This is a genomic window from Pseudomonas viridiflava, assembly GCF_900602065.1.
Lineage (GTDB): Bacteria > Pseudomonadota > Gammaproteobacteria > Pseudomonadales > Pseudomonadaceae > Aquipseudomonas.
Genome location: NZ_UWFN01000288.1, coordinates 123523 through 135859, shown reverse-complemented (window position 1 = coordinate 135859; position 12337 = coordinate 123523). Strand labels below are relative to the sequence as shown.

Annotated in this window: 11 protein-coding genes; 2 read left to right on the top strand and 9 right to left on the bottom strand. The window is 56.8% G+C overall.

What is annotated here, in order from left to right; translation table 11 throughout:
• Positions 1 to 9: 9 nt before the first annotated feature.
• The 6 genes from purB to cspD form a co-directional block, all read right to left on the bottom strand.
• A complete protein-coding gene (purB, locus tag EE949_RS22105) occupies positions 10 to 1380 on the bottom strand; it encodes an adenylosuccinate lyase (RefSeq protein ID WP_122666260.1) in 1371 nt (456 codons plus the stop codon).
• Positions 1381 to 1510: 130 nt separating this feature from the next.
• Positions 1511 to 2131, bottom strand: a complete 621-nt coding sequence (gene hflD / locus EE949_RS22100) for a high frequency lysogenization protein HflD (RefSeq protein ID WP_122666259.1) — start codon at positions 2129 to 2131, stop codon at positions 1511 to 1513.
• A complete protein-coding gene (gene mnmA / locus EE949_RS22095; protein ID WP_122666258.1) occupies positions 2131 to 3261 on the bottom strand; it encodes a tRNA 2-thiouridine(34) synthase MnmA in 1131 nt (376 codons plus the stop codon). Before mnmA ends, hflD begins: the two co-directional genes overlap by 1 nt.
• A 60-nt stretch (positions 3262 to 3321) precedes the next feature.
• Positions 3322 to 3768 (bottom strand): NUDIX hydrolase, encoded by a 447-nt coding sequence (locus EE949_RS22090; RefSeq protein ID WP_122666257.1) that lies wholly within the window; start codon positions 3766 to 3768, stop codon positions 3322 to 3324.
• Positions 3769 to 3939: 171 nt separating this feature from the next.
• Entirely contained in the window at positions 3940 to 6168 is a 2229-nt protein-coding gene (locus EE949_RS22085; protein ID WP_122666280.1) for an NADP-dependent isocitrate dehydrogenase, read from the bottom strand.
• 442 nt (positions 6169 to 6610) lie between these two features.
• The gene (gene cspD / locus EE949_RS22080; RefSeq protein ID WP_122666256.1) at positions 6611 to 6886 is read right to left on the bottom strand and encodes a cold shock domain-containing protein CspD; all 276 of its coding nucleotides are present in this window, start codon (positions 6884 to 6886) and stop codon (positions 6611 to 6613) included.
• 221 nt (positions 6887 to 7107) lie between these two features.
• Between cspD and clpS the strand changes: the two genes are divergently transcribed.
• Both clpS and clpA read left to right on the top strand, forming a co-directional pair.
• A complete protein-coding gene (clpS, locus tag EE949_RS22075) occupies positions 7108 to 7470 on the top strand; it encodes an ATP-dependent Clp protease adapter ClpS (RefSeq protein WP_122666255.1) in 363 nt (120 codons plus the stop codon).
• 30 nt (positions 7471 to 7500) lie between these two features.
• Entirely contained in the window at positions 7501 to 9771 is a 2271-nt protein-coding gene (gene clpA / locus EE949_RS22070) for an ATP-dependent Clp protease ATP-binding subunit ClpA (protein WP_122666254.1), read from the top strand.
• Between the two features lie 258 nt (positions 9772 to 10029).
• Here the strand turns inward: clpA and infA are convergent, their stop codons facing one another.
• From infA to aat, 3 genes are all read right to left on the bottom strand, one after another.
• A complete protein-coding gene (gene infA / locus EE949_RS22065; RefSeq protein WP_002553999.1) occupies positions 10030 to 10248 on the bottom strand; it encodes a translation initiation factor IF-1 in 219 nt (72 codons plus the stop codon).
• Between the two features lie 100 nt (positions 10249 to 10348).
• Positions 10349 to 11056: an arginyltransferase gene (locus EE949_RS22060; RefSeq protein WP_122666253.1), complete on the bottom strand. Its 708-nt coding sequence runs from the start codon at positions 11054 to 11056 to the stop codon at positions 10349 to 10351.
• A 31-nt stretch (positions 11057 to 11087) separates the two neighbouring features.
• Positions 11088 to 11801 carry a leucyl/phenylalanyl-tRNA--protein transferase gene (aat, locus tag EE949_RS22055; RefSeq protein WP_122666252.1) on the bottom strand — a complete coding sequence of 238 codons (714 nt, stop codon included), beginning with the start codon at positions 11799 to 11801 and terminating at the stop codon, positions 11088 to 11090.
• Between the last annotated feature and the right edge of the window lie 536 nt (positions 11802 to 12337).

Sequence of the window (12337 nt, the reverse complement as noted above, 5' to 3'; positions counted from 1 at the left end):
TGATGCCGGTCAGATGCGCTTGGCTTGGGCTACCGCATTACCGATGTAATTGGCCGGAGTGAGTTTATTCAACTCGGCCTTGGCCTCGGCAGGCATGTCCAGCGTGTCGATGAACGTCTGCAGGGCTTCAGGGCTGATGCCCTTGCCGCGTGTCAGTTCTTTCAGCTTCTCATACGGATTTTCGATGTTGTAGCGACGCATCACGGTCTGGATCGGCTCAGCCAGGACTTCCCAGCATGCGTCCAGGTCAGCGGCGATTTTCTGCTCGTTGAGCTCCAGCTTGCTGATGCCCTTGAGGGTGGCTTCGTAAGCGATAACGCTGTGAGCAAAGCCGACGCCCAGGTTGCGCAGCACGGTGGAGTCGGTCAGGTCACGCTGCCAGCGGGAGATCGGCAGTTTGCTCGCCAGATGCTGGAACAGTGCGTTGGCGATACCCAGGTTGCCTTCGGAGTTTTCGAAGTCGATCGGGTTGACCTTGTGCGGCATGGTCGACGAGCCGATTTCACCGGCGATGGTGCGCTGCTTGAAATAACCGAGGGAGATGTAGCCCCAGATATCACGGTCGAAGTCGATCAGGATGGTGTTGAAGCGCGCGATGGCGTCGAATAGCTCGGCGATGTAGTCGTGCGGTTCGATCTGCGTGGTGTACGGGTTGAAGCCCAGACCCAGCTCGTCTTCGATGAAGGCGCGCGCGTTGGCTTCCCAGTCGATGGACGGATAAGCCGAGATGTGTGCGTTGTAGTTGCCGACTGCACCGTTGATCTTGCCCAGCAGCGGTACCGCAGCGATCTGGGCGATTTGACGCTCCAGACGGTACACAACGTTGGCCAGCTCTTTACCCAGAGTGGTCGGGGAGGCTGGTTGACCGTGGGTGCGCGACAGCATTGGAACGTCAGCAAAGCGGATGGCAAGCTCGCGGATCGAATCAGCGATCTTGCGCATCAAAGGCAGCATCACGTTGTCGCGGCCTTCGCGCAGCATCAGGGCGTGGGACAGGTTGTTGATGTCCTCGCTGGTGCAGGCGAAGTGGATGAACTCACTGACCTTGTCCAGTTCAGGCAGCTTGGCAGCCTGTTCCTTGAGCAGGTATTCCACGGCCTTGACGTCGTGGTTGGTGGTGCGCTCGATTTCTTTCACGCGCTCGGCGTGGGTGATCGAGAAGTCTTCCGCCAAGGTGTTGAGGATGGCGTTGGCTTCAGCTGAAAACGCTGGGACTTCAATGATTTCAGGGTGTGCGGCCAGACGCTGGAGCCAGCGTACTTCAACCATGACGCGAAAACGGATCAGGCCGTATTCGCTGAAAATTGGGCGCAAGGCCTCGGTTTTACCGGCGTAGCGGCCGTCAACAGGGGAAACCGCAGTGAGCGAAGAAAGCTGCATGGGGTGCTCTCGGACAGTCAGGCAACGAAAAGGGGCGCGTATCATACATTAAAACCAGGCCGAATCGGGTCGGTCTGACCAGCGTATGTCACGCGGCGTTTGTCAGCAGTGTCTGCAAATGTGTGGCGAATCAGCCATGCATCAGCGGGTACAGTTCTTTCAATAGCTTGCGACGGCTTACGACCAGTTGCCAGCGATGGCCGCCATTTTGCCGCCACAGGCGAGCAGAGCGAATGCCGGCCAACAGCAGGGCGCGGATTTTCGACGCATTGCTGGGTTGCTGCAGGTTGCGCATGTCGCCGTGCACCTGGATACGTTGGCGCAGGGTGCTTAGCGTGTCCTGATACAGTGCGCCGCAGGCTGCGATCACGTTTTCGTGAGCGATGCCGAAGTGTTCGACCTGAGACTGGATTTGCGGCAGGCGCCTGCCCACTGTTTCCAGCATGTCGTCGCGCTTGGCCAGTTGTCGTTCCAGGCCCAGCATCGACAAGGCATAGCGCAGGGGTTCTCGCTGCAGTGTCGACGGATCACGCTCAAGGGCGCTGGCCAGGGCGCGATAGCCTTCACGCAAGTTCAGGTCGTCGCCACCATAAACGTCCAGCGTATCTTTCGGGTCCTGCACCAGCAGGCTGCCGAGCATGCAGCCCAGCGCTGCTTCGCTGCTTTGACCGGTCTTGGCGATCCGGTCCACCAGCACGGCGGCCTGGAACACGCCAGCCAGAGCGATCAGTTGCTCCTGAATCGGGGTCATCAACGCTTGTCCTTGCTGTGCCAGGCTTCGGCAATTTCGATCACGCCGCCGCCCAGGCAGATTTCGCCGTCATAGAACACCACGGACTGGCCGGGTGTGACGGCGCGTTGCGGTTCGTCGAAGGTGGCGCGATAGCCGTCAGCGGTCTGTTCCAGCGTGCACTGCTGATCGCCTTGGCGATAGCGCACTTTGGCGGTCAGACGGCGCGGGGCACTCAGATCTATCGGGTTGACCCAATAGATCTGGGAGGCTACGAGAGCGCGTGAGAACAACCATGGATGGTCATTACCCTGGCCAACGATTAGTTCGTTGTTTTCGAGGTCCTTGACCAGCACGTACCACGGATCATCGCTGGCGTCTTTCAGTCCACCAATGCCCAGGCCTTGACGCTGACCGATGGTGTGATACATCAGGCCGCTGTGACGACCAATGACTTCACCCTCGGTGGTTTTGATCTCGCCGGGCTGAGCGGGCAGATACTGGCGCAGGAAGTCGGTGAAACGACGCTCGCCAATGAAGCAGATACCCGTGGAATCTTTTTTCTTGGCGGTCGCGAGGCCGTGCTTCTCGGCAATTGCCCTTACTTCGGGCTTTTCCAGCTCGCCGACCGGGAACAGGGTTCTGGCAATTTGATCGCCGCCCACCGCGTGCAGGAAGTAGCTCTGGTCCTTGTTCGGGTCCAGGCCTTTGAGCAGCTCAGTGCGGCCGTCGATGTCCCGGCGACGCACGTAATGCCCGGTAGCGATCAGGTCGGCGCCCAGCATCAGGGCGTAGTCGAGGAACGCCTTGAACTTGATTTCGCGGTTACACAGGATGTCCGGGTTCGGCGTGCGACCGGCCTTGTACTCGGCCAGGAAATGCTCGAACACGTTGTCCCAGTATTCAGCAGCGAAGTTGGCGGTATGCAGTTTGATACCGATCTTGTCGCACACGGCCTGGGCGTCGGCCAGGTCTTCACGGGCGGTGCAGTATTCCGTTCCATCGTCTTCTTCCCAGTTCTTCATGAACAGGCCTTCCACCTGATAGCCCTGCTCCATGAGCAGAACGGCAGAAACCGAAGAGTCTACGCCGCCGGACATGCCGACGATGACGCGCTTCTGTGCAGTATCGGAAAGGGTTGAATCAGGCATAGGAATTCAATGGGTAGCTTCGAAAAGGACGCGATTCTAACAGGCCCGGCGGCGGGAGTCTCACGCCTTGTCGCGTAGCAGGTCGAGACTGAAGTGTTCGCCGTTCAGGTAATCGTCCACGCAACGCAGCACCAGCTCGCTGCGCCAGCGGTCCTGCTGGGCAACGAGTTCGTCACGGGTCAGCCATTGCGGGCCGATAATGCCGTCATCCAGTTGATAGTCGGGATGATGACGCAGTGGTTTGGCGGCAAAGCAGATGCGCTGATACGTCACGCCGTTGCTTGGCGCGGTATAGAGATAGATGCCGATGACGCTTGTCAGCTCCACGTCCCAGCCGGTTTCTTCAAGGGTTTCGCGTACAGCGGCGCGCTGCAGGGATTCGTCTGGATCAAGATGCCCGGCAGGCTGGTTGAGTACTGCCTTGCCGCCCTTGAGTTCTTCTACGAAAAGGAATTTGCCTTGATCTTCGACGATCGTGGCGACGGTGACGTGGGCTTGCCAGTTCATAAGGTGGGTGCTCAGTAGGTTGGGTGCGCAATCCCCTGTAGGAGCTGCCGAAGGCTGCGAATAGCGGTGTGTCAGGCGAAATGCCATCGCAGCCTTCGGCAGCTCCTACAGGGGATGCGCCTGAAACACAAACCCCGGCACGGGGCCGGGGTTTGTGATCAGGACAAAACCTTAGTTCAGCGAAGCAATCGCTGCGTTCAGGGTTGCGCTTGGGCGCATGACTTTGCTGGTCAGCTCAGGGTTCGGGTAGTAGTAACCGCCGATTTCCGCTGGCTTGCCTTGTACGGCGTTCAGTTCGGCAACGATTTTTTCTTCGTTGTCGGCCAGGGTTTTAGCCACTGGGCTGAACTGCGCCTTGAGTGCCGCATCGTCATTCTGGGCCGCCAGAGCCTGAGCCCAGAACAGTGCCAGATAGAAGTGGCTACCGCGGTTGTCGATGTTGCCGACTTTGCGCGAAGGCGACTTGTTGCGGTCCAGGAACTCACCGGTAGCCTGATCAAGAGTCTTGGACAGAACCAGTGCTTTCGGGTTGTTGTAGGTGTTGCCCAGGTGCTCCAGGGAAGCGGCCAGAGCCAGGAACTCACCCAGGGAATCCCAGCGCAGGAAGTTTTCCTCAACCAACTGCTGAACGTGCTTTGGCGCCGAACCACCTGCGCCAGTTTCGAACAGGCCACCACCGTTCATCAATGGCACGATGGACAGCATCTTGGCGCTTGTACCCAGTTCCATGATCGGGAACAGGTCGGTCAGGTAATCGCGCAGTACGTTGCCGGTCACCGAAATGGTGTCCTTGCCAGCGCGGGTGCGCTCCAGGGTGAACGCCATGGCTTCAACAGGCGACAGAACGCGGATGTCCAGGCCGGCAGTGTCGTGATCGGCCAGGTACTTGTTGACCTTCTTGATCATCTCGGCGTCATGGGCGCGAGCCGGGTCCAGCCAGAACACTGCAGGGGTGTCGCTGGCACGAGCGCGGTTGACGGCCAGTTTGACCCAGTCCTGAATCGGCGCGTCCTTGGCCTGACACATGCGCCAGATATCGCCTTCTTCGACGTTCTGTTCCATCAGCACTTTGCCGTCGCTGTCGGTTACGCGGACAACGCCAGGTGTCGTGATCTGGAACGTCTTGTCGTGGGAGCCGTACTCTTCAGCTTTTTGCGCCATCAGGCCGACGTTTGGCACGCTGCCCATAGTGGTCGGATCGAAAGCGCCATGTTTCTTGCAGTCTTCGATCACAGCTTGATAGATAGTTGCATAGCAGCGATCCGGGATCACGGCCTTGGTGTCCTGCAGTTCGCCGGCAGCGTTCCACATTTTGCCCGAGTCGCGGATCATGGCCGGCATCGATGCGTCGACGATGACGTCGCTTGGCACGTGCAGGTTGGTGATGCCTTTGTCCGAGTTGACCATTGCCAGCGGGGCGCGCTCGGCGTACACGGCCTGGATGTCAGCCTTGATTTCAGCTTGCTTTTCGGCAGGCAGGGCGCTGATACGGTCGTACAGGTCGCCGATACCGTTGTTCAGGTTGAAGCCGACTTGTTTGAGCGCATCGGCGTGCTTGTTCAGCGCGTCCTTGTAGTACTCAGCGACGATCTGGCCGAACATGATCGGGTCGGAGACCTTCATCATGGTGGCTTTCAGGTGAACCGAAAGCAGCACGCCTTGAGCCTTGGCATCTTCGATAGCCGATGCGATGAAGCTGCGCAGGGCTTTGGTGCTCATGACCGACGAGTCAATGATCTCGCCTTCTTTTACGGCGGTCTTTTCTTTCAGGACGGTCGCAGTACCGTCCTTCGCGATCAATTCAATCTTCACATTGCCAGCAGCGCCGATCAGTGCGGCCTTTTCGCTGCCGTAGAAGTCGCCATTGCTCATGTGGGCAATGTGGGATTTGGAGTCAGCAGCCCAGGCGCCCATCTTGTGCGGGTGCTTGCGGGCGTAGTTCTTGACCGACAGCGGCGCGCGGCGGTCGGAGTTGCCTTCACGCAGAACCGGGTTCACGGCGCTGCCTTTGGTCTTGTCGTAGCGTGCGCGGACGTCTTTTTCCGCGTCAGTGCTCGGCGACTCAGGGTAATCAGGAATCTTGAAGCCCAGGTCTTGCAGTTCTTTGATGGTCGCCTTGAGTTGAGGGACCGAGGCGCTGATGTTTGGCAGCTTGATGATGTTGGCTTCTGGCGTGGTCGCCAGCTTGCCCAGTTCGGCGAGGTGGTCGCCGATTTGCTGATCAGCGCTCAGGGATTCAGGGAAGCTGGAAAGAATGCGGCCCGCCAGAGAGATGTCTCGCGTTTCAACGTCGATATCAGAGGAGGCAGTGAAGGCTTCGATGATAGGAAGAAGCGAGTAGGTGGCGAGGGCTGGAGCTTCGTCGGTAAAGGTGTAGATGATCTTCGAACGGTTGGACATTTCGTATGAACTCTCTGTTTTGCTGAGCATGCACAAAATCTCGATGCGCGCAGGGTATGCACTTTGCTCGCAGTCTCTTTCATGAGCCTGAGTCGAGGTTTATTCGCGATGATGATGGTAGGTGCATCAGTCGAGCGTCAAGCGGTCGGGCGGCAGTTGCTGCACAACACATACAAGGGCGCAAAGTCTCTTTCCAGACTGGTCGGCCCCTATGACCCGTTAGTCACGGCGGGAGTATATCAAACCCTTGGCGCTAAGCATTAATGCTAAGCGTTCTAAGTCATTGGCGGTATTCGCCGTTGGTCGAGGTTGGCAAGGGGGGGCGGAGTTTTCGGCAAACGGGCAGGTGTGTGTGCAGGTGTTTCAAATAAAATTGGCCGGTTCAAATCACTGAACCGGCCAATTTCTTCAAGGTTGGCGCATTGTGGTGGAGCACCTGTCGTCAGGCTGTTACATCGGCAGAAGTGCTGACCGTAGCCTTGATAGCCTCACTCGACACGCGTACGTCCCCTGTGGTCGCATTGCTGATGTTTACAGCATGCAGGCCTTTAGGGCCCTGGATAATCTCGAAGGTGACCGGCTGGCCTGCCTTGAGGGTCTTGTAACCGTCCATTTTAATTGCAGAAAAATGGGCGAACAGGTCCTCGGTTTTCCCATCTTCCAGGATAAAGCCATAACCTTTTGCATTATTGAACCACTTGACCTTACCGCTGAGCATAGTCACATCCCTCTGCAAAGGACTCCGTTGGGAGTATCATCCACCTCATCCGCCGGACCGAAAAAAATTTTGGTTGACTGCGCGGACCCTTTTTACCCAATGTGGGTTCTATTGTTTGTAACACCGTTTAGCCGATAGTCAAGGTCACGCGGCGGTCCATTTGAAAACCGGTCAGACTGCGACTCATTATTCAATCCGCCCCTTTACGAACTTTTCTTTCCATGCATGCAATCAGCAAGATTCGACTAACATCAAGTCAGGACAATCCGGATTCCCATGAGGATGACGCGGCAGGCATCGCGGTTCAGGATGCCCAGCCGACGTTGCAGGCGCCACCGATGTACAAGGTGGTTTTGTTTAATGATGATTACACACCGATGGATTTCGTCGTCGAAGTGCTCGAGGTGTTCTTTAACCTGAATCGTGAGCTGGCGACCAAGGTCATGCTGGCCGTCCATACAGAGGGACGTGCAGTATGTGGATTGTTTACCCGCGACATCGCCGAGACCAAGGCAATGCAGGTCAACCAATACGCCAGGGAAAGCCAGCATCCGCTACTCTGTGAGATCGAGAAGGACGGTTAAACGCCGACCACTTGGGTATGAGGTGAAGCTATGTTAAACCGTGAGCTCGAAGTCACCCTCAATCTGGCCTTCAAGGAGGCTCGTTCGAAACGTCATGAGTTCATGACTGTCGAGCACCTCCTGCTGGCCTTATTGGACAATGAGGCTGCCGCCACTGTTCTGCGTGCCTGCGGCGCAAACCTCGATAAGCTCAAGCATGATCTGCAGGAGTTCATCGACTCCACCACGCCGTTGATCCCCGTTCATGACGAGGATCGCGAGACCCAGCCAACGCTGGGCTTTCAGCGCGTTCTGCAACGTGCAGTTTTCCATGTACAGAGCTCGGGCAAACGTGAAGTGACCGGCGCCAACGTGCTGGTTGCTATTTTCAGTGAGCAAGAAAGCCAGGCAGTGTTTCTGCTCAAGCAGCAGAGCGTGGCCCGCATAGATGTCGTCAACTACATTGCTCATGGCATATCCAAGGTGCCTGGGCACGGCGATCACTCTGAAGGTGAGCAAGATATGCAGGACGACGAGGGTGGTGAGTCTTCTGCTTCAGGTAATCCTCTGGATGCCTATGCCAGCAATCTGAACGAACTGGCACGCCAGGGGCGTATAGATCCGCTTGTCGGGCGTGAGCAGGAAGTTGAAAGGGTTGCTCAGATTCTGGCCCGTCGTCGCAAGAACAACCCGCTTCTGGTGGGCGAGGCAGGCGTCGGCAAGACCGCCATTGCCGAGGGTCTGGCCAAGCGTATCGTCGATAATCAGGTGCCTGATCTGTTGGCCAGCAGCGTTGTTTACTCTCTCGATCTGGGAGCGTTGCTGGCAGGTACCAAATACCGCGGCGATTTTGAAAAGCGCTTCAAGGCGCTGCTCAATGAGCTGAAAAAACGTCCGCATGCGATCCTGTTCATTGACGAGATCCACACTATTATCGGTGCCGGTGCTGCCTCCGGTGGCGTGATGGATGCTTCGAATCTGCTCAAACCGCTGCTGTCGTCGGGCGATATTCGTTGCATCGGTTCGACAACTTTCCAGGAATTCCGCGGCATCTTCGAGAAAGATCGGGCTCTCGCCCGTCGTTTCCAGAAGGTTGACGTGTCGGAGCCGTCCGTTGAAGACACCATCGGTATTCTCAGAGGCCTGAAAGGCCGCTTTGAGCAGCATCACAGTATTGAATACAGTGATGAGGCCCTGCGCGCTGCGGCTGAGCTGGCGTCACGCTATATCAACGACCGTCACATGCCGGATAAAGCCATTGACGTGATTGACGAGGCGGGCGCTTACCAGCGCCTGCAGCCTGTCGAGAAACGCGTCAAACGGATTGAGGTGGCGCAGGTTGAAGACATCGTGGCGAAAATCGCGCGGATTCCACCTAAGCACGTCAACAGCTCCGACAAGGAGTTGCTGAGAAATCTGGAGCGTGACCTGAAGCTGACGGTGTTTGGCCAGGATGCAGCGATCGATTCGCTGTCCACTGCGATCAAACTGTCCCGTGCTGGTTTGAAGTCGCCTGACAAGCCTGTGGGTTCCTTCCTGTTCGCCGGTCCTACCGGCGTCGGCAAGACCGAAGCCGCTCGTCAGTTGGCCAAGGCTCTGGGTATTGAACTGGTGCGCTTCGACATGTCCGAGTACATGGAGCGGCATACTGTTTCACGCTTGATTGGTGCCCCGCCAGGTTATGTAGGCTTTGATCAGGGCGGTCTGCTGACCGAAGCAATCACCAAGCAGCCACATTGCGTGCTGTTGCTCGATGAAATCGAGAAAGCGCATCCGGAAGTCTTCAACCTGCTGTTGCAGGTAATGGATCACGGTACGCTGACTGATAACAACGGGCGTAAAGCGGACTTCCGCAACGTGATCGTGATCATGACCACTAACGCGGGTGCTGAGTCGGCGGCTCGGGCTTCGATCGGCTTCACGCATCAGGACCACTCGTCTGATGCAATGGAAGTCATCAAGAAGAGCTTCACGCCTGAGTTCCGCAACCGTCTGGACACCATCATTCAATTTGGTCGCCTCAGCCATGAGGTTATCAAAAGTGTGGTGGACAAGTTCCTCACCGAGCTTCAGGCGCAGTTGGAAGACAAGCGCGTGCTGCTGGAGGTGACCGACGCCGCCAGAGGTTATCTGGCCGAGAGTGGTTACGATGCCGCAATGGGCGCCCGTCCAATGGCGCGCTTGATTCAGGACAAGATCAAGCGTCCGCTGGCGGAAGAGATTCTCTTCGGCGAACTCTCCGAGCATGGTGGCGTGGTACATATCGACTTCAAGGATGGTGAAATCACCTTTGACTTCGAAACCACAGCAGAAATGGCTTAAGTCTCACGCTTCATGAAAAGCCCCGCATCTCGAAAGAGGTGCGGGGTTTTTTGTTGAGTTCATATTGGTGGTGTCGATGGCGCCGCGCTGTCTTGCGGTAAGTCTGACGTCTGTAGGAGCTGCCGAAGGCTGCGATGGCAATGTATCAGGATGAATGCTTCGCAGCCTTCGGCAGCACCTGCTGAGTGACGAGTTTTCCACAAAACCCGGGCACACAAAAACGCCCGGCAGGTGCCGGGCGTTTTTGTTAAGACCTGCTTAACGGGCGCGGTAAGTAATGCGCCCTTTGCTCAAGTCGTAGGGCGTCAGTTCAACACGCACCTTGTCACCGGTAAGAATACGAATGTAGTTCTTGCGCATCTTGCCGGAGATATGCGCGGTTACGACGTGCCCGTTTTCCAACTCCACACGGAACATGGTGTTGGGCAGGGTGTCGACGACAGTGCCTTCCATTTCGAAGCTGTCTTCTTTCGACATGCAGTAAAGCCCTCGGTATCTAATGAGTGGCCCGGTGCAAGTGGCGCCAGGCAAAAGCGGCGTGCATTGTGCCCGAAAAATGCCGGTTAAGCCAAGGTCTTCAATAAAGAGTGATCCATCTTTGGTTTGTGAGCAGCTCGATGGGCCGATATTGGGTCTTGTAATTCATCTTTTGGCAGTTCTTTATCCAGTAGCCCAAGTACACCGCATGCAGTTGCAGGCGTGCCGCTTCGGCGATCTGCCACAAAATGGCGTAGCGCCCCAGACTGCGGCGCTCTTCGGCGGGTTCATAGAACGTATAAACGGCCGAAAGTCCGTTGGGTAGCATGTCGGTAACGGCCACCGCCAGCAGGCGTTTATCTACGCGGAACTCATAGAATCTGCAGAAGGGAAGGTCGCGCACCAGAAAAGTCGAAAATTGATCGCGACTGGGTGGAAACATGTCGCCATCGGCATGCCTTTGTTCGATATAGCGCTGGTAAAGGTCAAAATATTCTTCAGTGAAGCGCGGCTTGGCGCTGCGCACTTCGATGTCCGCATTGCGTTTGAAGATGCGTTTCTGCTGCCGGTTGGGTGTAAAAAGATCGACAGGGATGCGCGCGGGCACACAGGCGCTGCAATTCTGGCAGTGCGGCCGGTAAAGGTGATCACCGCTACGGCGGAATCCCATGTCCGAAAGATCCGCGTAAACCTGCACATCCATCGGCTGGCTGGGATCCAGAAAAAGCGTCGTAGCCTGCTCTTCCGGCAGGTAGCTGCACGAGTGGGGTTGAGTGGCATAAAACTTCAGCCGTGCCAGCTCTGTCATGATTGCCCCCCTGTAGCCAAAAAATAAATCCTTAGTAAGAGTGTATGTCAGCCTGCTGAACTCGCCTAGGCAGCCAGTCGGCGTCATTAGGCTGGTCCAGATGCTGACGCAGGTAGTCGGAGAATTCCTTGCGCGAAATAGGACGGGCACCAAAGCTCTGTAAGTGGCTGGTATGCATCTGGCAGTCAATCAAAACAAAGCCCCAGGCTTTCAAGCGTTCGACCAGTGTGGCGAAGCCGACTTTGGAGGCGTTGTCGGCCCGACTGAACATTGATTCACCGAAAAAAAGTTTGCCCATTGCCAGTCCGTAAAGCCCGCCTGCCAATACGTCGTTCTCCCAGACTTCAACGCTGTGAGCATAGCCGCGCTGGTGCAATTCCATGTACGCGGCCTGTATGGAGCCGGTAATCCAGGTTCCGTCTGCATAGGCGCGTGGTCCGGCGCAGGCGCGAATCACTGCTGCGAAGTCCTGATCGAAGGTCACGCGAAAACGTTCCTGACGCATCACCTTGGCCAGGCTGCGCGAAACGTGGAGTTCATCGGGGAAGATCACGGTTCTGGGGTCTGGCGACCACCAGAGAATGGGCTGCTCATCCTGAAACCACGGGAAGCAGCCATGGCGATAGGCTTGAACCAGCCGCTCGGGAGAAAGGTCGCCGCCCGCAGCAAGCAGGCCGTCGGGTTCGCGCAAGGCTTTTTCCAATGGCGGGAAGCTCAGGTTTTCACGGTTTAGCCAGGTCAGCATAAGGTCGGTACTTTGCAGAAGGGGAGGGCAGGGGCGTCGCGCTACTGCAACTCCCTGCGGCACTCGTGGTCATAATCGGTCGTCCGTCACAGGCAACTGTCACCCAGGGTTTGAACCGGTGGCACGTCATGCAGCGGTTCTGTGCCGGGGCAGTGCCTGAGGTTGCTTTCGAAAACTGATCGTTCGGTTAAAAATGCGGCATAAGTCTTTGTCACGAAAGAAAATGCATGCTCAAATTGAGCGTTTGCGACGGTGCTTGAAGAAGGGCTTCGCCCACGCCAGACTAGTGTTTTGTCGCTTGTACCGGTTTGCTCAATGGCCACGGGTGAGTTCAGTCCGGCGATTCAGGCTGAAACTACCCGGCTAGCCAGTGGTTTACAAGGCAGGACGCTATCGTGGCATCAGGCGTACAAACCCGTACAATGCCCGCTTTGCAGTCGGCCGTTCAAGCTATATGGCTTGGCAAATGGTTTCACAACTGCAGTCGTTGGTAGTCAATCACCAGATGTTCGCGCTCTAGCGCAGGAATAAAAGCG